General features: G+C 64.9%; 24 protein-coding genes. 18 read left to right on the plus strand and 6 right to left on the minus strand.

Annotated elements, in window-relative coordinates; translation table 11 throughout:
* Positions 1–126: 126 nt before the first annotated feature.
* The 3 genes from NRG23_RS27260 to NRG23_RS27270 all read left to right on the plus strand — a co-directional run bounded on the left by NRG23_RS27260 (position 127) and on the right by NRG23_RS27270 (position 1,323).
* Positions 127–630, plus strand: a complete 504-nt coding sequence (locus NRG23_RS27260) for a GNAT family N-acetyltransferase (RefSeq protein WP_009050370.1) — start codon at positions 127–129, stop codon at positions 628–630.
* 92 nt (positions 631–722) lie between these two features.
* Positions 723–1,004, plus strand: coding sequence for a type II toxin-antitoxin system Phd/YefM family antitoxin (locus NRG23_RS27265; protein WP_009050369.1), 282 nt, complete (start codon positions 723–725; stop codon positions 1,002–1,004).
* The gene (locus tag NRG23_RS27270; RefSeq protein WP_103330937.1) at positions 982–1,323 is read left to right on the plus strand and encodes a hypothetical protein; all 342 of its coding nucleotides are present in this window, start codon (positions 982–984) and stop codon (positions 1,321–1,323) included. The genes NRG23_RS27265 and NRG23_RS27270 overlap by 23 nt, the downstream gene beginning before the upstream one ends.
* A 167-nt stretch (positions 1,324–1,490) precedes the next feature.
* Here NRG23_RS27270 and NRG23_RS27275 read toward each other — a convergent pair whose 3' ends face one another.
* Both NRG23_RS27275 and NRG23_RS27280 read right to left on the minus strand, forming a co-directional pair.
* Positions 1,491–2,096: a pyridoxamine 5'-phosphate oxidase family protein gene (locus tag NRG23_RS27275; protein ID WP_016703878.1), complete on the minus strand. Its 606-nt coding sequence runs from the start codon at positions 2,094–2,096 to the stop codon at positions 1,491–1,493.
* A 20-nt stretch (positions 2,097–2,116) separates the two neighbouring features.
* Complete coding sequence (locus NRG23_RS27280) at positions 2,117–2,614, minus strand: N-acetyltransferase (protein WP_009050366.1); 498 nt, start codon at positions 2,612–2,614, stop codon at positions 2,117–2,119.
* Positions 2,615–2,798: 184 nt separating this feature from the next.
* On the opposite strand from NRG23_RS27280, the gene NRG23_RS27285 reads away from it, so the two are divergent.
* The 4 genes from NRG23_RS27285 to NRG23_RS27300 all read left to right on the plus strand — a co-directional run bounded on the left by NRG23_RS27285 (position 2,799) and on the right by NRG23_RS27300 (position 5,439).
* Positions 2,799–3,233, plus strand: a complete 435-nt coding sequence (locus NRG23_RS27285) for a nuclear transport factor 2 family protein (protein WP_009050365.1) — start codon at positions 2,799–2,801, stop codon at positions 3,231–3,233.
* Positions 3,234–3,300: 67 nt separating this feature from the next.
* Positions 3,301–3,645: a YciI family protein gene (locus NRG23_RS27290; protein ID WP_257372983.1), complete on the plus strand. Its 345-nt coding sequence runs from the start codon at positions 3,301–3,303 to the stop codon at positions 3,643–3,645.
* A gap of 52 nt (positions 3,646–3,697) precedes the next feature.
* Entirely contained in the window at positions 3,698–4,189 is a 492-nt protein-coding gene (locus NRG23_RS27295) for an SRPBCC family protein (protein WP_009050364.1), read from the plus strand.
* Positions 4,189–5,439: an RNA polymerase sigma factor gene (locus tag NRG23_RS27300; protein WP_124301983.1), complete on the plus strand. Its 1,251-nt coding sequence runs from the start codon at positions 4,189–4,191 to the stop codon at positions 5,437–5,439. Before NRG23_RS27295 ends, NRG23_RS27300 begins: the two co-directional genes overlap by 1 nt.
* 104 nt (positions 5,440–5,543) lie before the next feature.
* Here the strand turns inward: NRG23_RS27300 and NRG23_RS27305 are convergent, their stop codons facing one another.
* A complete protein-coding gene (locus tag NRG23_RS27305) occupies positions 5,544–6,398 on the minus strand; it encodes a LysR family transcriptional regulator (protein ID WP_038634382.1) in 855 nt (284 codons plus the stop codon).
* 90 nt (positions 6,399–6,488) lie between these two features.
* On the opposite strand from NRG23_RS27305, the gene NRG23_RS27310 reads away from it, so the two are divergent.
* Positions 6,489–6,932, plus strand: a complete 444-nt coding sequence (locus NRG23_RS27310; protein WP_038634379.1) for a multidrug/biocide efflux PACE transporter — start codon at positions 6,489–6,491, stop codon at positions 6,930–6,932.
* A 12-nt stretch (positions 6,933–6,944) separates the two neighbouring features.
* Here the strand turns inward: NRG23_RS27310 and NRG23_RS27315 are convergent, their stop codons facing one another.
* The gene (locus tag NRG23_RS27315; RefSeq protein ID WP_009050360.1) at positions 6,945–7,592 is read right to left on the minus strand and encodes a TetR/AcrR family transcriptional regulator; all 648 of its coding nucleotides are present in this window, start codon (positions 7,590–7,592) and stop codon (positions 6,945–6,947) included.
* 144 nt (positions 7,593–7,736) lie between these two features.
* Between NRG23_RS27315 and NRG23_RS27320 the strand changes: the two genes are divergently transcribed.
* The 4 genes from NRG23_RS27320 to NRG23_RS27335 are packed head-to-tail and all read left to right on the plus strand — an operon-like array spanning position 7,737 to position 11,242.
* Positions 7,737–8,345 carry a paraquat-inducible protein A gene (locus tag NRG23_RS27320; protein WP_009050359.1) on the plus strand — a complete coding sequence of 203 codons (609 nt, stop codon included), beginning with the start codon at positions 7,737–7,739 and terminating at the stop codon, positions 8,343–8,345.
* Positions 8,345–8,959: a paraquat-inducible protein A gene (locus NRG23_RS27325; RefSeq protein ID WP_009050358.1), complete on the plus strand. Its 615-nt coding sequence runs from the start codon at positions 8,345–8,347 to the stop codon at positions 8,957–8,959. The genes NRG23_RS27320 and NRG23_RS27325 overlap by 1 nt, the downstream gene beginning before the upstream one ends.
* The gene (locus tag NRG23_RS27330) at positions 8,952–10,640 is read left to right on the plus strand and encodes an intermembrane transport protein PqiB (protein WP_257372987.1); all 1,689 of its coding nucleotides are present in this window, start codon (positions 8,952–8,954) and stop codon (positions 10,638–10,640) included. The genes NRG23_RS27325 and NRG23_RS27330 overlap by 8 nt, the downstream gene beginning before the upstream one ends.
* Positions 10,637–11,242: a membrane integrity-associated transporter subunit PqiC gene (locus tag NRG23_RS27335; RefSeq protein WP_016703883.1), complete on the plus strand. Its 606-nt coding sequence runs from the start codon at positions 10,637–10,639 to the stop codon at positions 11,240–11,242. Before NRG23_RS27330 ends, NRG23_RS27335 begins: the two co-directional genes overlap by 4 nt.
* A gap of 109 nt (positions 11,243–11,351) precedes the next feature.
* Here NRG23_RS27335 and NRG23_RS27340 read toward each other — a convergent pair whose 3' ends face one another.
* Positions 11,352–12,269 (minus strand): LysR family transcriptional regulator, encoded by a 918-nt coding sequence (locus NRG23_RS27340; RefSeq protein WP_016703884.1) that lies wholly within the window; start codon positions 12,267–12,269, stop codon positions 11,352–11,354.
* 246 nt (positions 12,270–12,515) lie between these two features.
* On the opposite strand from NRG23_RS27340, the gene NRG23_RS27345 reads away from it, so the two are divergent.
* The 6 genes from NRG23_RS27345 to NRG23_RS27370 all read left to right on the plus strand — a co-directional run bounded on the left by NRG23_RS27345 (position 12,516) and on the right by NRG23_RS27370 (position 18,295).
* Positions 12,516–13,274, plus strand: a complete 759-nt coding sequence (locus tag NRG23_RS27345) for a 5-oxoprolinase subunit PxpA (RefSeq protein WP_028683194.1) — start codon at positions 12,516–12,518, stop codon at positions 13,272–13,274.
* A gap of 101 nt (positions 13,275–13,375) precedes the next feature.
* A complete protein-coding gene (locus NRG23_RS27350; protein WP_038634370.1) occupies positions 13,376–13,621 on the plus strand; it encodes an acetyl-CoA carboxylase in 246 nt (81 codons plus the stop codon).
* 10 nt (positions 13,622–13,631) lie between these two features.
* A complete protein-coding gene (locus NRG23_RS27355; protein WP_041984577.1) occupies positions 13,632–15,020 on the plus strand; it encodes an acetyl-CoA carboxylase biotin carboxylase subunit in 1,389 nt (462 codons plus the stop codon).
* Entirely contained in the window at positions 15,017–15,889 is an 873-nt protein-coding gene (locus NRG23_RS27360; protein ID WP_016703888.1) for an allophanate hydrolase subunit 1, read from the plus strand. The genes NRG23_RS27355 and NRG23_RS27360 overlap by 4 nt, the downstream gene beginning before the upstream one ends.
* On the plus strand, positions 15,886–16,860 hold the full coding sequence (locus tag NRG23_RS27365) for a biotin-dependent carboxyltransferase family protein (protein WP_257372991.1): 975 nt from the start codon (positions 15,886–15,888) through the stop codon (positions 16,858–16,860). Before NRG23_RS27360 ends, NRG23_RS27365 begins: the two co-directional genes overlap by 4 nt.
* A 112-nt stretch (positions 16,861–16,972) precedes the next feature.
* A complete protein-coding gene (locus NRG23_RS27370; RefSeq protein WP_257372993.1) occupies positions 16,973–18,295 on the plus strand; it encodes a cytosine permease in 1,323 nt (440 codons plus the stop codon).
* A 146-nt stretch (positions 18,296–18,441) separates the two neighbouring features.
* Here NRG23_RS27370 and NRG23_RS27375 read toward each other — a convergent pair whose 3' ends face one another.
* A complete protein-coding gene (locus NRG23_RS27375; RefSeq protein ID WP_257372994.1) occupies positions 18,442–20,058 on the minus strand; it encodes an inorganic phosphate transporter in 1,617 nt (538 codons plus the stop codon).
* Between the last annotated feature and the right edge of the window lie 178 nt (positions 20,059–20,236).

A 20,236-nucleotide genomic window follows, 5' to 3' on the forward strand; every position in this document is an offset into this window, starting at 1 on the left:
ATAAATAACCCGGTCGGCGTGCGGATGACAGCGACTATATGCAGGTTTTACGGGCTTGCCGCCGTTCGATATGCAAGCCTTATTACTTTATGATCGGCGGCATTTCCCATAGCCGATCTGTTCCCCATGACCTTATCCAGCCTGTTGATCCGTCAGGTCGCCGCCGCTGACCTGGACCGCTGCTTCGCCATCGAAACCCTGGCCTACGAAGGCGACGAAGCCGCCACCCGGGAGAAGATTGCCACCCGCATCGCCACCTGGCCCGAGGGTTTCATCGTCGCCGAAGTGGAGGGCGTGGTGGCCGGTTTCATCAATTCCGGCGCGGCCTTCGAGGTCGAGATGGCCGACGAGGCCTTCAAGGAACTGATCGGCCACGACCCGGCCGGGCCTCATGTGGTGATCATGTCGGTGGTGGTGCATCCGGACTATCAGGGCCAGGGTGTTTCCCGGCGTTTGCTGGAGGCCTTTATCGAGCGCATGCGCGGCCTGGGCAAGGCCAGCATCAACCTGATGTGCAAGGAGCGGCATGTGCCGCTGTACGAGCGTTTTGGCTTCGTCTACCTCAAGGCCTCGGCGTCGGACCATGGCGGCATGGCCTGGCATGAGATGGTGCTGAATCTTCCTCGGTAACACATGTCATTTGCTGCTGGTTCTTTTGTAGTCTAAATTCAGACCAGCTTCTGCGCTGGATTCACCGCTGCGCAAAGCGCAGGAGATAAACCATGCGCATTAAAACCATCAGTTTTGTCAAAAAGAACGCTGCTGATCTCGACCTCTCCGAGCCCATGCTGGTCACGCAGAATGGGGTTCCGGCTTATGTGATCGAGTCCTACGAAGAGCGTAAGCGCCGAGATGAGGCGATAGCCTTGATCAAGCTGCTTTCGTTCGCCGGGCGCGACAAGGAGCAAGGCAAGCTGATCAGCGGCGATACGCTGCTGGAGCGCCTGGCCCAGCGCCGTCAAGCGCAACAAGAAGACGAAGATGCAGAAAACCTGCAGGGTTGAGTTCGCCACTGCGGCCGAACACGGTGTGATTGCCCTGGAGCAGTACCTGATTCAGCAGTGCGGCGCCCGCAAGGCTGGGCAATTCGTTGACCAGTTGGTTATGCAGATCATCTCGACCCTGAGTGAGCAGGCCCATACCTATGCTGTTTGCCAGCAAGCGGCCTCCCTGGGGGTGACGCATTTTCATGAGTTTCTGCCCATGGGCCAGCGGGTTCTGTATGAAATCTATCCGGCAGAAAACCTGGTTGTGGTAGCGCTGGTGATCGGCCAACGACAGAGCGTTGAAAAGCAGTTGATCGACTACTGCTTGCAGCTGTGATCAATACAAATGCCCAAGGGCTGCAGCGATGCAGCCCTTTTTTCTGCCTGCCATTCCACGACACCCCCCTGTAGGAGCGAGGCTTGCCCGCGATAGGGACGCCGCGGTCTGGCTGATGTACCGCGTTAACCTTCATCGCGAGCAAGCTTCGCTCCTACAAGAACCCCTCAATACAGGCTGTTGCGCACCCGCTCCGGCATTTCCCGGTCGTAGCGGTCGGCGTCGAACTGGCCGTCGCAGAGGCGCTTGAGGATGGCGCCGGCCGAGGGCAGGGCCGAGCGTTCCAGGTAGTGCTCGGGGTTCCACAGGTCGGAACGCACGATGGCCTTGGAACAATGGAAGTAGGCCGCCTCGACGTCCACCAGGATCACCGTGCGCGCCGGTTTGCCATTCACCGCGAAGCTGTCCAGTAGCGCCGGCTCGGCCGAGATCCGCGCCCGGCCGTTGACCCGCAGGGTCTCGCCGATGCCCGGGATGATGAACAGCAGGGCCACCCGCGGGTCGCTGACGATATTGCGCAGGCTGTCGATGCGGTTGTTGCCCGGGCGGTCGGGCAGGGCCAGGGTGCGCTCGTCGATGATCCGCACGAAACCCGGGACATCGCCGCGGGGCGAGCCGTCCATGCCGTCGGGGCCGCTGGTGCTCAGGATCACCAGCGGCGAGGCGCGCACCATGGCCTGGTAGTCCGGGTTGAGGAAGGGGATTTCCTTGCGCACGGCCCGTTCGAGGGGTTGGCCGTAGATCGCTTCCAGTTGCTCGAGGGTGGTCAGCATCATGCTTCTCCTGGGTAACGTCAGAAAATCAGGGCCAGGCGGCGTTCGTAGCCGATGCGGCCCCGGTAGGCCTCGCCGCTGTCGACCCAGCCTTGCTTCAGGTAGAGGTTGAAGGCCGCTGCGTTGTCCGCGTCCACCGACAGCATCAGCCCCTTGATCTCCGGCCAGGCCTGGCGAGCGGCGGCGGGCAGGGCTTGCAGGCAGGCGCGGCCATAGCCCTGGCCCTGGACCCGGTGATCGACCTGCAAGGCATGCAGGGTGGCGGTGTCGGGGTCGGCCCAATGGGGCAGGAACGGCGGGCGCTTGAGCAGCAGGAACGCCACCGGAACTTCGTCGGCCAATAGGGCGAAGCCCTTGATCCCGGGCTCCGGCGCCTTGAGCAGGGTATGCAGCGCGGTGTAGATATCGCCGGAATAACTCTTCTGCTGCGGGTGCACCTCGAGCGCGTCGAGCTGCTGCAATTGCGTGGCGTCGAGCTGTTCGTAGGGCACGAGTCGGGTGGTCGTTGGGCTATCCATATCCGGGCACTGAGGGTGGGCTGCGGGAGTGGCGATTCTAGCGATTTTGCCCGGGGTCCCGGTTTTTTTCCTGGCCTTGTCGATTTGCCGGGCGGCCAGACGACTAAGGGTGTCTTCACGATTTAACGGTCGCCCTGCGGCGGCCACCTTGAGCCCGTGTCACTCAATCGCAAGGAGAACTGCCATGAACGCCCAAACCACCGAAAGCGAAATCCGCAGCCTGATCGACGCCTGGCGCCAGGCCGTGATGGTCAAGGACATCGACCGCATCGTCAGCTACTACGCCGACGACATCACCTCGTTCGACGCCGTGACCGCGTTGCAATTCAAGGGCAAGGAAGCCTACCGCGCGCACTGGAAGGCCTGCATGGAAGTCTGCCCCGGCCCTGGCATCTTCGACTTCGAGCAACTGCACATAGTCGGCGCCAACGACATCGCCTTCGCCCACTGGCTGGCCCACTGTGGCGGCACCGACGACAAGGGCGAGACCAAGGCCTGCTGGATGCGCGTGACCGCGGGTTACCAGCGTATTGGTGGGCAGTGGAAAGTGGTCCACGAACACTGGTCGGCGCCGTTCGACATGATGAGCGGCACCGCATTGTTCGACCTGCAACCCTGATCGTCGGGTTTTTCGCCAAAGCCTGAAACTGCAGCCATAGTTGATCAGCTCGATCGAGGAGAGCCCCATGAAATACCTATGCCTGGTCTACAGCGACGAACAGCTGTTGCACAGCCTGCCGGAGAGCCCGAAGGACACCGAGTGCATGGCCTACGCCGAGTCGGTGCAGGGCAGCGGCCGGATGCTCGCCGCCGAGGCCCTGGAGTCGGTGCAGACCGCGACCACGGTGCGCATGCGCGGCGGCCGGCTGTCGATCACCGACGGCCCGTTCGCCGAAACCAAGGAACAGTTGGCCGGGTTCTACCTGATCGATGCCAAGGACCTCAACGAAGCCATCCAGGTCGCCGGCAACATCCCGGCGGCCCGGGTCGGCAGCGTCGAGGTGCGCCCGGTGCGCGAGTTGAATCCCTGATCGCCACCTTGGAAAACGAGCCCTGAAAACAATCATAAGCAGGAGTTTCGCAATGACCGACCGCAGCCTGGGCCCTGCGCCCGCCCAATATGAGTTGTCCATCAGTCGCCTGATCGATGCGCCGCCCGGCAAGCTGTTCCGCGCCTGGACCGAACCGCAGTTGCTGGTGCAATGGTGGGGCCCCCACGGCATGACCACCCCCGAGTGTGAAATGGACCTGTGGGTCGGCGGCCAGTTTCGCACCCTGATGCGCGCCCCGGATGGCAACGAATACCCGACCATGGGCGTGTTCCTGGAGATAGATGCGCCGCGGCGGCTGGTGTTCACCGACGCCTTCCTGCCGGGCTGGATTCCTTCGGGCAAGGCCTTCATGAGCGCCGAGGTGACCTTCGACGACCTGGATGGCAAGACCCTCTACACCGCCCGCGCCATGCACTGGAGCGAAGAGGACCGGCAGGCCCATGAAGCCATGGGTTTCCACGAGGGCTGGGGGCAGAGCCTGGATCGCCTGGAAAGCCTGGTGACCCGAGGCATGCCGGACTGATGCCGGCGGCCGCGCAAGACAGCGTCAAGACGCTGGTAGAGACGGTCTATCGCAACGAGTCGCGGCGGATCCTGGCGACCCTGATCCGCCTGCTGGGGGATTTCGACCTCGCCGAAGAAGCCTTGCACGAGGCGTTTTTCGTCGCGGTCGAGCGCTGGCAGCGCGACGGCGTGCCGGACAATCCGCGGGCCTGGCTGGTGTCGGCCGGGCGTTTCAAGGCCATCGACGGTTTGCGCCGGCGGGCGCGGTTCGCCGCGTCCCAGGCGGCGCTGGTCAGCCAGCTCGAAGAGCTGGAGCAGGCTGACTGGAGCGAGGAGGACCTGGAAGACGACCGCCTGCGCCTGATCTTCACCTGCTGCCACCCGGCGCTGGCGGCGGACGCCCAGGTGCCGCTGACTCTGCGGGAAATCTGCGACCTGACCACCGAGGAAATCGCCCGCGCCTTTCTCTCGACGCCGGCCACCATCGCCCAGCGCATCGTGCGCGCCAAGGCCAAGATCCGCGATGCGCACATCCCTTATCAGGTGCCGTCCCTGGGCGAGCTGCCCGAGCGCCTGGACAGCGTGTTGCGGGTGATTTACCTGGTGTTCAACGAAGGCTATTCGGCATCGATGGGCGCCGAGCTGACCCGCGAGGACCTGACCCATGAGGCGATCCGCCTCGGGCGCCTGTTGCTGGAGCTGCTGCCGGAACCGGAAGTGATGGGTTTGCTGGCCTTGATGCTGCTGCATGAGTCGCGGCGCCCGGCGCGAACCTCGGCCACCGGGGAACTGGTGCTGCTGGACGAGCAGGACCGCTCGCTATGGGATCGCGAACTGATCGCCGAGGGCTGCGCCCTGGTGGAGCACGCCCTGGGCACCCGGCGTTTCGGCCCGTACTGCCTGCAGGCGGCGATCGCCGCGGTGCATGCCGAGGCGGCGACGGCCGGGGAAACCGACTGGCAGCAGATCATTGGCCTGTATGACGTGTTGTTGCGTGCCATGCCTTCGCCGGTGATCGAGCTGAATCGCGCGGCCGCCATCGCCCAGCGGGACGGGCCGCTGGCCGGCCTGGAGCGGGTCGAGGCGATCCTGGCCCGGGGCGAATTGCAGGATTACCACCTGGCCCATTCGGCGCGGGCCGAGTTCTGCCGGCAGTTGGGCCGCGTCGAACCGGCACGGCAGGCCTATCTGCGGGCCCTGGAACTGACCCGCCAGGAACCGGAGCGGCGCTTTATCGAGAACAGGCTCGAAGCACTGAAAACCCTCTGAGTTGAATCCTGGCGAACCCTGTAGCCGCTGCCGCAGGCTGCGATAAGGCCGAAGGCCTTCGGCGATTTCGAATACGCCGCAGCCGTTCCGGCCGATCGTCGCGACTATTCCAGCATCCGCCCCAGCAACCAGCCGCCCGCCGGGCCAGGTGGGTGCAGGCGCGACCACAGGGCATCGACCGCCACGTTACGCGGCCAGCCACGGGCATCGATTTCCACCAGGCTGTCGGCGCCGAAACGCTCCACCAGCCAGCGCGGCAGGGGCGCCCAGCCAAAACCGCCCTGGGCCATTTCCAGCAGCATCAGGTAGCTCGGCGCCGACCATACCCGGCCCTTGGCCCGGCTGTCGTAGGGGTTGACGATGGTCGCCAGGCGCAGTTCGCGGTGCTGTTGCAGCCGGGCCTGGTCGATATGTTTCAGCGCCGCCAAGGGGTGATTGCGCGACACGAACAGGGCGATTTCCGTGCGCTCGTCCACCGTCGCATGGTCCAGGTCCGCCGGGTAGTCGGGCTGCATTTCGGCGAAGGCGATCTGCGCCCGGCCGCGCTGGACCAGCTCGATCAGGTCGTCGCATTCGGCGATCAGGCATTCCAGTTCCAGGTCCGGGTAGCGCTGTTCGAAGGCGCTCAGCGAGGTTTCGAAACGATCCGACTGATAGGTGTCGGACAGGGCCACTGTGAGCTTGGCTTCCACGCCCTGGGCCAGCTGGCTGGCGGCCATTTCCAGGCGGCTGGTGGCGGCCAGGATGTCTTCGGCCCGTTGCAGCATGACGCGGCCTTGCGGGGTGAGGGCGGGCTTGCGGCTGCTGCGGTCGAACAGTTGCAGGTCGAGGTCGATCTCCAGGCTCGCCACCGCCGCGCTGATGGTCGACTGGCTCTTGCCGAGCTTGCGCGCGGCGGCGGAAAACGAGCCTTGGGTGGCCGCCTGGACAAAGGCCAGCAGTACTTCGTGTGAGGCCATGAACTATCGCCTTGATCGATGGTTACTGATTATGAAGTATCGGGAGGGGAGGTGATCATGGCAACCACATTCACTGGCGGGAGCCGGATCATGAGCAGCACCAAATCCTTGACCGAACGCGTTTTCCAGGCCGTGGGCTTCGAGTTGCTGGCGTTCGCGCTGTGTACGCCGCTGCTGGCCTGGATCATGGACAAGCCGTTTGTCGACATGGGCGTGGCGACCATCGCCATCGGCCTGATCGCCCTGGCCTGGAACGTGGTCTTCAATGGCCTGTTCGACCGCCTGCTCAAGCGCCTGGCCCTGGCACCCAGCGGCTGGACCCGGGTCGCCCATGCGCTGCTGTTCGAGGGCGGCCTGGTGGCGGTGAGCGTGCCGCTGATTGCCTGGTGGCTGCAGGTCAGCCTGATGCAGGCGCTGATTCTCGACCTCGGCGTGCTGCTGTTCTTCCTGCCGTACACCTATGTCTATCACTGGGGTTACGACCTGGTGCGGGAGCGGTTGATGCTGCGTCGCCCGCTCGATCGCGCCAGTTGAAAACAGCAGGGGTCAGCGGGCGGCGTGGTGCCGTTCGATGGCCTCGAGGTAGGCCTTCATCGCCCTGGGCACTTCCTGCAGCAGCAGAATGCTCTTGAGCTGACTATTCTCCAGAGCAACCTGGAACAGGCCGATGGGCAATCCGCGCATGGCCGTCACGTAGGCGTCGCGTTCCGTGGCGCTGGCGGTGGGCAGGCGCAGGGCGAGCATGCGGTCGTAGGTTTCCTGGATCCGCGCATGAACGTCCGGGGCCTGGAGCTGGCCGGGGGCGAAGGTGGGGCTGATCATCTGCAGCAGGTCGGGGTGGGTCTCGAGGTATTCCATGATCGGCATGATCATCCGGTCGATCACCTCCTGGCTGTTCAACTCGACCCAGGTGGCCGGGTCGATGGCCAGGAGGTTGGCGGTGATCTGGTCGATGGCGTCGATATGGCGCTGGCCCAGGGCGTCGAGCACGCTCTGCTTGTCGCTGAAGAAGTGGTACAGCGAACCGATGGAGGTGCCGGCTTCGCGCGCGATGCCATGCATGGTCAGGCTGGCCACTCCCTGGCTGACCAGCAGGTGGGCGCAGGCGTCGAGAATCGCCGTGACCCGTTCATGGCCACGAGTCTGTTTCGGCGAGCGCGGGTTTTTGGCCGGGAGCATTTTTGAATCGTTCATGGTCTGAGAGGCGGCAAGGAGCATACATTATGGCGCACCAGAGCGTTTGCAGTCCTCAGGTAAAACTAGACACCATCCTCTACTTTTGCAGAGAATACGCGCCATGGATCAGCGCCCTCCGCTGTCCCACCTGACTCGAAGACCATGACACTCTCTCCCAACTGGATCATCTGCGAGCATTGCGATTCGCTGTACGAATCCGTGCCGCTTGCAAAAGGCCAGACCTCCCAGTGCTCGCGCTGCGGGGCGGTGCTGGAGCGCGCCCAACATCTGAACGTGCAGCAGTTGCTGGCCCTGTCGATCACCGCAGCGCTGCTGTTCGTGTTTGCCAACGCCTTCCCGGTGATCGGCATCAGCCTCGAAGGCCTGAGCAACGAAGCCACCCTCTGGCAGTCGGTCGAAGCCCTGGCCCAGGGCCGCATCAGCCTGATCGCCGCCGTCACCGGCCTGGCCATCATCCTTGCGCCCGGCCTGCAGATCGCCTTGCTCTGCTGGGTGCTGGGGTTCGCCAACATCGGGCGCGCGGCGCCGGGCTTCAAGGCCTGCATGCGTGCCCTGGAGCACCTGCGGCCGTGGAGCATGCTGGAGGTGTGCCTGCTGGGCATCCTGGTGGCCATCGTCAAGCTGGCCGGCATGCTCGACGTGCACCCGGGCCTGGGGTTGTGGTCGCTGGCGATGCTGACGGTGCTGATCATCCTGATCTCCGGCAAGGGCATCCGCCGCCTCTGGACCGACCTGGAGGGCCGCTACTGATGAGCCAGCCTCCCTACGCCCGCGACCTGGGCCTGATGCTGTGCCACACCTGCGGCCAGACCTGCCCGCAGGACGTTCACTACTGCCCGCGCTGCGAGGCCGTGGTGCATGCGCGCAAACCCAACAGCCTGAGCCGCACCTGGGCCTTCCTGGTGGCCAGCCTGATTTTCTACATCCCGGCCAATGTGCTGCCGGTGATGTATACCCAGATCTTCGGCAGCGGCAGCGAAAACACTATTCTCAGTGGCGTGCTGGAGTTCTGGCAGCACGGCTCCTGGGACATTGCCCTGCTGATCTTTATCGCCAGCGTGGTGGTGCCGTGCATCAAGTTCTTCGTCCTGGGGATGCTGCTGATCACCTGTCAGCGCCGCAGCCATTGGGCGATGCGCGAGCGCGCCAAGCTGTACCGTTTTATCGAGGTGATCGGCTACTGGTCGATGCTCGATGTGCTGGTGGTCGCCCTGGTGGCGGCGCTGGTGCAATTCCACGCCCTGAGCTCGATCGAGCCACGCATGGGCATCCTGTTCTTTGGTTTGGTCGTGGTCCTGACGATGTTCGCGGCCATGAGTTTCGATCCCCGGCTCATCTGGGATGTAGAGGTTGAAGATGTCTGATCATCCAGGTTCCAACGCTTCAAGCGCGCCAGCGAGGCCGGGCACCCCCGCGGTCAGGACGCGCCGGTTCAATGTTTCGCTGGTGTGGATCGTGCCCATAGTCGCGGCCCTGGTCGGCCTGTCGATGCTGGTGCACAAGTCGCTGTCGGCCGGGCCCGAGATATCCATCAGCTTCCAGACCGCCGAAGGCCTGGAAGCCAACAAGACCCAGGTCAAATACAAGAACGTGGTGATCGGCAAGGTCACCTCCATCGCCCTGAGCAAGAACCGCAGCAAGGTGATCGCCAAGGTCGAGCTGGACCAGTCGGCGGAGTCCTTCACCGCCGCCGACTCGATGTTCTGGGTGGTGCGTCCGCGTATTGGCGCCGGCGGTGTGTCCGGGGTTGACACCCTGCTGTCGGGGGCCTTTATCGGCGCCGACGCCGGCCAGGAAGAGAAGCGCAAGAAAAGCTTCGTCGGCCTGGAAACGCCACCACCGGTGACCTACGGGCAAAAGGGCAAGCGCTTTACCCTGCGCACCGATGACCTGGGTTCGCTGGACGTCGGTTCGCCGGTCTATTACCGGCGCATCGAAGTGGGCCAGGTGATTTCCTACAAACTGTCGGAAAACGGCAAGGGCGTGGACGTGCGGATCTTCGTCAACGCGCCCAACGACCAGTTCGTCACCACCGACTCACGCTTCTGGAACGCCAGCGGCGTGGACGTGACCCTGGGCGCCAACGGCCTGAAGGTCAACACCGAATCCATCTCGTCGATCCTCGCCGGCGGCATTGCCTTCGTCGAACCCAAGTACAGCCCCAACGCCAAGCCGGCCGAGGAAAACGCCAGCTACCAGCTGTTCGCCGACCCGGACACCGCACTGGCGCCGCCCGATGGCGACCCGTATTACATGCGCATGCGTTTCGACCAGACCCTGCGCGGGCTGGCGCTCAATGCGCCGGTGGAGTTCCTCGGGGTGAACATCGGCCGGGTGGTGTCGATGGACCTGGATTACGACGAGCAGAAAAAGAGTTTCTCGACCCTGGTCGGCGTGGTGATCTACCCGGCGCGGCTGGGCAAGGTCCATCAGCAACTGGAGAAACTCAGCGGTGCCGACGAAAGTCGCGCCGGCTACCTGATCAGTACCTTCGTCCAGCATGGCCTGCGGGCCCAGGCGCGCAGCGGCAACCTGCTGACCGGGCAACTGCTCATTTCCATGGACTTCATCCCCAACGCCAAGCCGGTGGCTTTCGATGCGACCGCGCGGCCGTTGGAGATCCCTACCGTACCGGGCGGGCTCGACAAGCTGCAGGAGCAGTTGCAGCGAGTGGTGGAGAAGATCAGCAAATTGCCGATCGATGCCATCGCCAACAACCTCAATGGCAGCCTGACCGAGATGCAGAAGACCCTGGAGAACGTCAACGGCAAGGTGCTGCCAGAAATGCGCAACACCCTGGAACAGACCAAGAAAACCCTGACCACGGCCAACGACAGCTTCGCCGAGGACTCGCCGCAGCGCCTGCAACTGGGCCAGGCGATGGACGAAGTGCAGCGCACCGCCCGTTCGGTACGGGTGCTCACCGATTTCCTCAGCCGGCATCCCGAAGCACTGATCCGCGGGCGGCTCAAGGACAACCAGCCGGACGCCTACAAATCCTCGACCTCGTCTTCTCGTGAGCCTGAATCGGAAGTCCAGCCATGAAAAAAACTCTCGCGTTGCTGATCGCGTCCCTGGGCCTGGCGGCCTGCAGCTCGGCGCCGACCCATTACTACACCCTGATGCCGCCGGCGCCCGAGCCGGCGCCCGCTGGCGTCGCGGCGCCGGCCCTGCAATTCGAGATGGCCGGGGTGCGCATCCCGATGCAGGTCGACCAGCCGCAAGTCGTGGTACGCCAGGACGGCGGCACCCTGGCGATCCTGGAAACCGCGCGCTGGAGCGCGCCGCTGGTGGACGAGTTCCACGATGCCCTGGCCAGCCAGATGGAGCAGCAACTGGGCACGCGCAACCTGGAAGGCCTGCCCAAGTCGGCGGGGCAGCCAATCCTGTCGTTGCAGACCGATGTGCGCCGCTTCGAATCGGTGCCGGGGCGTTATGCGCTGATCGACGTGGTGTGGAACCTGCGCCTGCGCGGTGACGGCGTCGAGCGCCGCAGCCTGACCTGCAGCAGCCGCATCAGCCAGCCGGCCAGCGTCGAGCTGTCGAGCCTGGTCCAGGCCCATCAGCGGGCCATCGGCGAACTGGCCAAACGCATTGCCGGCACCGCCAAACGCTGGGCGCAGAACCCGGCCACGCGCTGTTCCTGACACCCATCCCCTGTAGGAGCGAGCGGGCTCGCGATGCACGTAGCGCGGTCGATCGAATGTACCGCGTACCTCATCGCGATCCCGCTCGCTCCTGGCGTTTTGGCGCGGCTTAACGCCGTGCCGACAGCTGCTGCGGCGCAAGGAAGGCGTCGTGGAAGTAGTCGCGAAACGCCTGCATCGCCGGGGTGAACGCCCGTTCGCGATGCCAGGCCAGGCCGACGCTCATGGGTGTCACCGGGTCGCTCACGCTCAGGGTTTCGATGCGTTTGCCTTCCAGCGACCAGGGGCGGTGCACCAGGTCCGAGAGGATCGCCACGCCGCTGCCGTTGGCCACCATGCTGCGCACCGCCTCCACCGAACTGGTGCGCACCCGCACCCGGGGTTTCTGCCGGGCGTTTTCCCAATAGCGCATGGCGCTCTGTTCGGCTTCGTCGACGGTCAGCAGGATGTAGGGTTCCTGCGCCACGTCGGCGAGGCTGACGGTGGCGCGCTCGCACAGTGGGTGATGGCTGGGCAGCCACAGGCGGCGTTCGGAGTTGAACAGGGTTTCGGAGACGATGTCCGGGTGGGTGAGGTTGGCGGTCAGCACCACGGCCATGTCGAAGCGGCCTTCCAGCAGGCCCTGTTCGATGGCCTGGCGTTCCTGTTCGTGGACCTCGATGGTCACGTCCGGATGCCAGTGTTCCAGGCGTTGCAGGTGGTGCGGCAGGAAGTAGCCGATCACCGTGTAGCTGGCCGCCAGGTGCAGCACGCCGCTGGCGCGGTAGTCTGGCAGCGGGCTGTTCAGCGCATCGTCGACACTGCGCAGGATCACATAGGCGCGGTTGAGAAAATGCCGTCCGGCGTCGGTCAGGTTCATGCCCTGGGCCGAACGCAGGAACAGCTGCACGCCGAGCATGGCTTCCAGTTCCTTGATTGCCGTGGTCACCGCCGACTGGGAGATGTTCAGGTGGATCGCCGCCTGGGAAATCTGCCCGATCTCGGCGGTGGCGACGAAGTAGCGGACCTGGCGCAGGGTGAGGGACATCACGAATTCCTCAAGGCTTCTGTAGGAGCGAGGCTTGCCCGCGATGAGGCCATGACAAACGCCACCGGGCCAGACTCTTGAACCGGTGGTGGGATCACTGACGCCATCGCGGGCAAGCCTCGCTCCTACATGAGTGTCGGTATCTGTTTTTCAGAAGATACCGTATCTGATAATAGATCTTCCCAAGGGGTCAAGGGCGGCCGTAATTTCCACTGCACGAAGTCACGAGCAGTTGGAGCAACAGCGATGCAGGCAGTGGATTTCAATTCGGACATGGGCGAGAGCTTTGGCCCCTGGACCATCGGCGATGGCGTCGACAACGAGCTGATGGGCTTCATCAGCTCGGCCAATATCGCCACCGGCTTTCATGCCGGCGACCCCGGCACCATGCGGCGTACCGTCGAGCAGGCCAAGCGTCTGGGCGTGGCCATCGGTGCCCATCCGGGGTTCCGCGACCTGGTGGGGTTCGGCCGCCGGCACATCAATGCCCCGGCCCAGGAACTGGTGGACGACATGCTCTATCAGCTCGGCGCCCTGCGCGAACTGGCACGGGTCCAGGGCGTGGCGCTGCAACACATCAAACCCCATGGCGCGCTCTACATGCACCTGGCGCGGGATGAAGAAGCCGCCCGCTTGTTGGTTGAACACCTGCAAGTCCTGGAACCCGGGCTGCTGCTGTATTGCATGCCCGGCTCGGTGATCTGGCGGGTGGCCAAGGAGCTGGGCCAGCCAGTGGTCCGCGAGTTCTACGCCGACCGCGAATACGACCTCAGCGGCTCCATCGTCTTCACCCGCAATGTTCGCGCCCTCGATCCGGCCACGGTCGCCGCCCGTGTGGTGCGCGCTTGCCAGCAGGGCCTGGTGCGCACCGTGGAGGGCGAGGACCTGGAGATCGAGTTCGACTCCATCTGCCTGCACAGCGACACCCCTGGCGCCCTGTGCCTGGTGGAGGCCTCCCGCGCCGCCCTGGACCAGGCCGGGATCGAGGTGCGTGCGCCGCGCTGAGCCGCTCCGCAACCCCCAGCCACAACACCAGGCGCGAAGACGCCGGGGTTCGCCGAAGATTTTTTGCCTGCCTTTCTACAACTATTCCAAGAGGAACAGACATGGCCGAACATTCCGTTATCACCCCCTTGCCGGGCACCTTCTATCGCAAGGCCACGCCCGAGTCGGCGCCCTTCGTCGAGGTTGGCGAGCGCGTCGACGCCGACACCGTGATTGGCCTGATCGAAGTCATGAAGCAGTTTTCCGAACTGACCGCCGGGACGGCTGGTCGCCTTACGGCCTTCGCGATAGAGGACGGTGATCCGGTGGAACCGGGTCAGGTCGTTGCCACGCTTGATGACCAGTGAGGGCAGGCCCATGACTCGAACCATCAGTACTCAAGCCATCAGCAAACTGCTGGTGGCCAACCGTGGCGAAATCGCCGTGCGCATCATTCGCGCGGCCAAGGCCCTGGGTATCCCCACCGTGGCTGCGTGCAGCGAAGCGGACGTCGACTCCATGGCTGCGCGCCTGGCCGATGAGGTGCAGGTGCTGGGCCCCGCCCGCGCCGACCAGAGCTACCTGAACGTGCAGGCGTTGCTGGGTGCCTTGCAGGCCAGCGGCGCCAATGCGGTGCACCCCGGCTACGGGTTTCTCTCGGAGAACGCCGAGTTCGCCGCAGCTGTGGAAGCGACGGGGGCGATCTTCGTCGGGCCCAGCCCGGACACCATTCGCCGCATGGGCGACAAGGCCGAAGCCCGGCGCACTGCCCAGGCCGCCGGGGTGCCGGTGGTGCCGGGTTCGCCCGGGGAACTGTTCGAACTCGACATGGCCCTGCAAGCCGCCGAGGCCGTGGGGTTTCCGCTGCTGATCAAGGCCTCGGCCGGTGGCGGTGGACGAGGTATTCGCCTGGCGGAAAACGCCAGCCAACTGGCGGAAGAATTCCCCCGTGCCCAGCGCGAGGCGCAGACCGCCTTCGGCAATGGCGCGCTGTACCTGGAGCGTTTTATCGGCAAGGCCCGGCACATCGAAGTGCAGGTGCTGGGCGATGGCAAGCACGCGGTGCACCTGTTCGAGCGTGAGTGTTCGCTGCAACGGCGGCGGCAGAAAATCTTCGAGGAAGCGCCATCGCCGGTCCTCAACAACCTGCAGCGGGAAACCCTGTGCGCCAGCGCCGTGCGCCTCAGCGAAGCTCTCGGTTACAGGGGCGCGGGTACCCTGGAATACCTGTATGACGAGGCCAGCGGCGAGTTCTTTTTCATCGAGATGAACACGCGGATCCAGGTCGAGCATCCGGTCAGCGAGCTGGTGACCGGCATCGACCTGGTCCAGGCCCAGTTGCGCATTGCCGGCGGCGAACCGCTGGGGTTGCGGCAAAGCGATATCCGCCTCAATGGCGCGGCCTTGCAGATGCGCATCAACGCCGAAGACCCGGCCCGGGACTTCTTCCCCAGCCCCGGCGTGGTGCAAGAGTTGATCTGGCCGCAGGAGTCGGGTGTACGGGTCGACAGTCATTTGTACCCGGGCTACCGCGTGCCGCCGTACTATGACTCGCTGCTGGCCAAGCTGATCGTCCATGGTCGCGACCGTGGCGAGGCCCTGGCCCGGGCGCGCATCGCCCTGGAACACTGCACATTGACTGGCATGGCCAGCACCCTGGGCCTGCATCGGGAACTGCTCGCCGAGCCCTGGCTGCACCACGCCGACTTCCATACCGGCACCCTGGAAACCTGGCTGGCCGCACGCCGTATGGGAGGTGCCGCATGAACACCGCGATCCGCTACAGCTTCGGCGCTGACGAGCACCTGTTCGCCGAGGTCAGCGACAGCATGTCCCTGGAAGCCTTCTTCAAGGGCATGGCGGTGACCCGCGCCGTGGAGCGGCTGGAGCTCGATGGCGTACTCGACGTGTGCCTGGCCAACGCCTCGTTCCAGATCCGTTTCGACCCCGACCGCATTGCCCCCCACGCACTGCTCGAAGCCGTGCAAGGGGCCGAGGCCGAGGCGGTGGCCGAGCGCACCCTGCACACCCGGATCATCGAGATCCCGGTGCTGTACAACGACCCCTGGACCCATGAAACCCTGATGCGTTTTCGCGACCGGCACCAGGACCCGAGCGCCACCGACCTGGAGTACGCGGCGCGGATCAATGGCCTGGTGGACGTCGAGGCGTTTATCGCCGCCCACAGTGGCGCGCCCTGGTTCGTGTCGATGGTGGGTTTCGTCGCCGGCCTGCCGTTCATGTTCCAGATGGTCGAGCGCGAGCGCCAGTTGCAGGTGCCCAAGTACCTGCGGCCGCGCACCGACACGCCAAAGCTGACCCTCGGCCACGGTGGCTGTTTCGGCTGCATCTACTCGGTGCGCGGCGCCGGCGGCTACCAGATGTTCGGCGTCACCCCGGCGCCGATCTACGACCCGCAGCAGAACCTGGCGTACCTCAAGGAACACATGGTGTTCTTCCGTCCGGGCGACATCGTGCAGTTCAAGCCCATGGACCGCGAGGCCTACGACCGGGCGGTAGCCGAGGTCGAGGCCGGGCGGTTCGACCTGCGCATCCGTCCGGTGGAGTTCTCCCTGGATGCGTTCCTCGCCGACCCGGTCGGTTATCCCAAGTCGTTGCAGGAGGTGCTGGCATGATCAAGGTCATCAAACCCGGCCTGGCCACCTCGGTGCAGGACCTGGGCCGCGAAGGTTATTACCACCTGGGCATTCCGCCGTCCGGGGCCCTGGACCAGTACGCCCTGAGCGCGGCCAACCAGCTGGTGGGCAACCCGGCTGGCGCGGCGGGGCTGGAGTGCACATTGCTCGGCCCGGAACTGGTATTCACCCGCGATGCGTTGGTGGCGGTCTGTGGCGCCCACATGACACCCAGGGTCGATGGCGTGGACATGCACCTGGACACCGCCTTTGCGGTCAAGGCCGGGCAAGTGCTGCGCTTCGATTTTCCCAAGGCTGGCGCCCGGGCCTACCTGGCGGTCGCCGGTGGCATCGATGTGCCGCTGGTGTTGGGCAGTCGCTCGACCTATGCCCTGGGCGGCCTCGGTGGTTTCCAGGGCCGGCGGCTGGTGGCGGGGGACGAGTTGCCGGTGGGGGGCGACAGCGCCAAGAGCCGGCCGGGAGCCAGCCTGCCCATGGCCTTGCGCCAGGCGCTGGGTGGCGAGATCAGCCTGCGGGTGGTGCCCGGCCTGTATTACGAGCGCCTGACCGGCGCGGCCAAGGCCAGCTTCTTTGCCGAGCCCTGGACCGTGGGTTCGGAAGCCGACCGCATCGGCTATCGCTTCAAGGGCGGCAGCCCCCTGGGCTTCCAGCCACGGGAGCAGCCGTTCGGCGCCGGTTCCGATCCGTCGAACATCGTCGACAGTTGCTATCCCATAGGTTCGATCCAGGTGCCTGCCGGGCTCGAACCCATAGTGCTGCACCGCGATGCGGTGTCCGGTGGCGGCTACGCCATGATCGGCACGGTGATCAGCGCCGACCTCGACCTGATCGGGCAGATGCAACCCAACCAGAAGGCCCGTTTCGTCGCGGTGACCCTGGAAGAAGCGCTGGAGGCCCGGCGCTCCTACAAGAAAAAGCTCGCCTGCCTGAGCAAGCTGTTCCCTTCCTGATTCTGCCCGCCGCCTGGCGCGGGTAAATGCCAAAAGGTTGGTCGCCATCGCGCTTTGGTGCGGTGGCGGCTGCCCGCGCTTCAACCTTTGACTGGTCCTGGAGTTCACGCATATGGCTGCTTTATCGCAAGCGAATCAAACCGGGCAGGACCCGGCCAATCTCCCTGTCGCCGCGGATGCGCGCATGGGCAAGCTGTCGCTGACCATGGCCTGGTGGGCCGTGTGCAGTGCCATGTTCTACATCGTGGTCGGTGCGTCCCTGGCGTTGGCCCACGGCACCCGCAATGCGCTGATCGGCATGCTGCTGTCGGTGCTCTGTTATGGCCTGGTCAACAGCGTACTCAGCCGTTTCGCCATGCGCAGCGGGTTGTCGGTGGCGCTGTTTTCCCGGCTGCTGTTCGGCAGCAGCGGGGCCTGCCTGGCGACGCTGATCTTCTTCTCCACGGCGATCTACTACGCGGTGTTCGAAGGCTCGGTGATCGCCGTGGCGCTCAATCATCTGTACCCGCAGCTGGTGTATCCGCTGGCGGCCCTGCTGGTGGTGCTGTACAGCGTGCCGCTGGTTCTGGGCAGCGTGCAACACTGGCTGGACAAGCTCAACGGCGTGCTGCTGCCGGTGTACCTGGGCGGGCTGCTGGTGGCGGTGGGGCTGTCGATCGCGCGTTATGGCTACCAACCGCAGTGGCTGGATTTCGGCCCGGCCAGCCCCGGTGCCTTTGCCTGGTGGGACTGTTTCGTGGCGTACATGGGAGTGTGGATCCTGATGCTGTTCACCTTCGACTACGCGCGTTTCGGCAAGCCTGAAGACGCCGGCTACCACGGGCGCTGGAACTTCGGCATGCCGTTCTACGCGGTGACTTTCCTGCTCAACGGCGCGGCGGGCATCTATCTGGTCAGCAGCATTCCCCACGAAGGCGCGCTCAACGAAGTCTCGGTGGTGATGGCGATCCTGCAACTCATGGGGCTGTGGGGGCTGCTGTTCGTCTGGGCCACGCAAACCCGCATCAACACCGCCAATTACTACCTGGCGACCCTGAACATGCAGGCGTTCTTCGGCCGCTTCGGCGTGCGCGGTTCCTACCTGATGTGGGCTCTGGCGGTGGGAGTGATCGTCTATGTCCTGATGCTGGCGGACGTGTTCGCCTATCTGCTCAAGGCGCTGGCTTACCAGGGCATCTTCGTCGTCGCCTGGGTTGGCGTGGCGCTGGCGCAGATCCTGTTCGGGCGCACCGAGGTGGCGGCCATCGAGCGCGTCGCGGCGTTCAACGGCGCGGGGCTGGGCGCCTGGTTCGGCGGGACCGCCCTGGGCCTGTTGCTGATGTGGGCCGGCGGCGGGCTGGCGAGTTTTTCCGCGCCGCTGACCGGGGTGCTGGCGTTTGTCTTGCAGGCGGGCCTGTCCAGCCGCAGCCGCGGCAGATTGCCTGCCATCAGCTGAGATCCGATCATGTAGGAGCGAGGCTTGCCCGCGATAAGGCTGCGACAGACACCACCCGCTTCGAATCCTTGAACGGTGTAGTGACCACTGACGCTATCGCGGGCAATCGAGCGTCGACCGGCCGCTCCTACCAGGAGAGGTAGTGTTCAGAACAATTGGGTGAACAGCCAATACAGGCTGCCGGACAGCAGGATCGCCGCGGGCAGGGTCAGCACCCAGGCCATCAGCAGGTTGCGGATGGTCTGCATCTGCAGGCCGCCGCCGTTGGCGACCATGGTCCCGGCCACACCTGAAGACAGCACGTGGGTGGTGGACACCGGCAGGCCGAACATGTCGGCGGCGCCGATGGTCAGCATTGCCACGGTTTCCGCCGAAGCGCCCTGGGCGTAGGTCAGGTGGGTCTTGCCGATCTTCTCGCCGACGGTGACCACGATGCGCTTCCAGCCGACCATGGTGCCCAGCCCGAGGGCGATGGCCACGGCGATCTTCACCCACAGCGGAATGAAACGCGTGGCGTTGTCGATCTGCTGCTTGAACAGTTGCAGCTTGCCCTGGGTGTCGGCGTCGAAATCGCCGACCTGGTTCTTGTCCATCAGGCGAATGGTTTCGCTGCTCAGGTACATGTCGTTGCGCACGTTGCCCATGGCTTCGGCCGGCACCTTGGCCAGGGAGCCGTAGCCCTTCACTTCGTCACCGATATGGCCGGTCAGGGCCGCCAGGGCCGGGACCAGCTGCGGCGTGGCCTCCTTGCTGCGCACATAGTCGGAAAGCACCGCGCGCGGGTCGGCGGGGGCCGGTTGCGGGGCGCTTTTCACCAGGGCCTGTTGGGTGACTTGCGCCACGGCGGCGAATTGCAGGGCCTGGTCGGCCGGCATGGTGCGGTTCAGCGCGTAGGCCATGGGCAGGGTGCCGACCAGGATCAGCATGATCAGGCCCATGCCTTTCTGGCCGTCGTTGGAGCCGTGGGCGAAGGACACGCCGGTGCAGGTGACGATCAGCATGCCGCGAATCCACCACGGCGGCGGGGTGTTGCGCTTGGGCGCCTTGTACAGCGCGCGGTTCTTCACGAACAGGCGCAGGGCCAGGAGCAGCAGGGCGGCGAAGGCGAAGCCGATCAGCGGCGAGAACAACAGGGCATAGCCAACCTTGGTGGCCTGGCTCCAGTCCACGCCGCTGGTGCCGTCGCGGCCGTGCATCAGGGCGTTGGCCACGCCGACGCCGATGATCGAGCCGATCAGGGTGTGGGACGACGAGGCCGGCAGGCCCAGCCACCAGGTGCCGAGGTTCCACAGGATGGCAGCGATCAGCAGGGCGAAGATCATCGCGAAGCCGGCCGACGAGCCGACCTGCAGGATCAGCTCCACCGGCAGCAGGGCGATGATGCCGAAGGCCACCGCGCCGCTGGACAGCAGCACGCCGAGGAAGTTGAAGAAACCCGACCAGACCACCGCGAAATGCGGCGGCAGCGAGTGGGTGTAGATCACCGTGGCCACGGCGTTGGCGGTGTCGTGGAAGCCGTTGACGAACTCGAAGCCCAGGGCGATCAGCAGTGCCACGCCGAGCAGCAGGAACGGGGTCCAGGTGGTGACTGTGGTGCCCAGCTCGTGCATGTCGTGCATCAGGCTGTAGGCGGTGAACAACAGGCCCATGGCGAGGATCGCGAAGAACACCACGAGGGTGAAGGGGCTGGCTTTTTTATCCAGCTGCGGTCTGGCTTCGAGGACGGGGGAAGGGGAGGCGGCGGTCAGTGAAGGGGTGGCCATTGCCGGACAATCCTGTGGGAGAAAGGAGTGTCGCCCATGATCGTTGCCAAATATTACAGAGAGACTGCCTCAGGTCAGTGTTTGGGTGAATCCTTTAACCACTGGTCAAGAAGCCGCCCCTTTTCTGTAGGAGCGAGCGGGCGGCGATCTGACTTACCCGCGATGGCGTCGGTGGCCG

The organism is Pseudomonas sp. T8 (assembly GCF_024610635.1).
GTDB classification, from domain to species: domain Bacteria; phylum Pseudomonadota; class Gammaproteobacteria; order Pseudomonadales; family Pseudomonadaceae; genus Aquipseudomonas; species Aquipseudomonas chlororaphis_I.

Bases quoted from the DNA above. Each gene is read 5' to 3' on its own strand.
- NRG23_RS27290 (WP_257372983.1), top strand. From the start codon at position 3,301: ATGAAATACCTATGCCTGGTCTACAGCGACGAACAGCTGTTGCACAGC.
- NRG23_RS27345 (WP_028683194.1), top strand. From the start codon at position 12,516: ATGCAGGCAGTGGATTTCAATTCGGACATGGGCGAGAGCTTTGGCCCC.
- NRG23_RS27265 (WP_009050369.1), top strand. From the start codon at position 723: ATGCGCATTAAAACCATCAGTTTTGTCAAAAAGAACGCTGCTGATCTC.
- NRG23_RS27335 (WP_016703883.1), top strand. From the start codon at position 10,637: ATGAAAAAAACTCTCGCGTTGCTGATCGCGTCCCTGGGCCTGGCGGCC.
- NRG23_RS27275 (WP_016703878.1), bottom strand. From the start codon at position 2,096: ATGCTGACCACCCTCGAGCAACTGGAAGCGATCTACGGCCAACCCCTC.
- NRG23_RS27325 (WP_009050358.1), top strand. From the start codon at position 8,345: ATGAGCCAGCCTCCCTACGCCCGCGACCTGGGCCTGATGCTGTGCCAC.
- NRG23_RS27295 (WP_009050364.1), top strand. From the start codon at position 3,698: ATGACCGACCGCAGCCTGGGCCCTGCGCCCGCCCAATATGAGTTGTCC.
- NRG23_RS27285 (WP_009050365.1), top strand. From the start codon at position 2,799: ATGAACGCCCAAACCACCGAAAGCGAAATCCGCAGCCTGATCGACGCC.
- NRG23_RS27360 (WP_016703888.1), top strand. From the start codon at position 15,017: ATGAACACCGCGATCCGCTACAGCTTCGGCGCTGACGAGCACCTGTTC.
- NRG23_RS27270 (WP_103330937.1), top strand. From the start codon at position 982: ATGCAGAAAACCTGCAGGGTTGAGTTCGCCACTGCGGCCGAACACGGT.
- NRG23_RS27340 (WP_016703884.1), bottom strand. From the start codon at position 12,269: ATGTCCCTCACCCTGCGCCAGGTCCGCTACTTCGTCGCCACCGCCGAG.
- NRG23_RS27320 (WP_009050359.1), top strand. From the start codon at position 7,737: ATGACACTCTCTCCCAACTGGATCATCTGCGAGCATTGCGATTCGCTG.
- NRG23_RS27365 (WP_257372991.1), top strand. From the start codon at position 15,886: ATGATCAAGGTCATCAAACCCGGCCTGGCCACCTCGGTGCAGGACCTG.
- NRG23_RS27280 (WP_009050366.1), bottom strand. From the start codon at position 2,614: ATGGATAGCCCAACGACCACCCGACTCGTGCCCTACGAACAGCTCGAC.
- NRG23_RS27375 (WP_257372994.1), bottom strand. From the start codon at position 20,058: ATGGCCACCCCTTCACTGACCGCCGCCTCCCCTTCCCCCGTCCTCGAA.
- NRG23_RS27300 (WP_124301983.1), top strand. From the start codon at position 4,189: ATGCCGGCGGCCGCGCAAGACAGCGTCAAGACGCTGGTAGAGACGGTC.
- NRG23_RS27315 (WP_009050360.1), bottom strand. From the start codon at position 7,592: ATGAACGATTCAAAAATGCTCCCGGCCAAAAACCCGCGCTCGCCGAAA.
- NRG23_RS27310 (WP_038634379.1), top strand. From the start codon at position 6,489: ATGAGCAGCACCAAATCCTTGACCGAACGCGTTTTCCAGGCCGTGGGC.
- NRG23_RS27355 (WP_041984577.1), top strand. From the start codon at position 13,632: ATGACTCGAACCATCAGTACTCAAGCCATCAGCAAACTGCTGGTGGCC.
- NRG23_RS27305 (WP_038634382.1), bottom strand. From the start codon at position 6,398: ATGGCCTCACACGAAGTACTGCTGGCCTTTGTCCAGGCGGCCACCCAA.
- NRG23_RS27330 (WP_257372987.1), top strand. From the start codon at position 8,952: ATGTCTGATCATCCAGGTTCCAACGCTTCAAGCGCGCCAGCGAGGCCG.
- NRG23_RS27370 (WP_257372993.1), top strand. From the start codon at position 16,973: ATGGCTGCTTTATCGCAAGCGAATCAAACCGGGCAGGACCCGGCCAAT.
- NRG23_RS27350 (WP_038634370.1), top strand. From the start codon at position 13,376: ATGGCCGAACATTCCGTTATCACCCCCTTGCCGGGCACCTTCTATCGC.
- NRG23_RS27260 (WP_009050370.1), top strand. From the start codon at position 127: ATGACCTTATCCAGCCTGTTGATCCGTCAGGTCGCCGCCGCTGACCTG.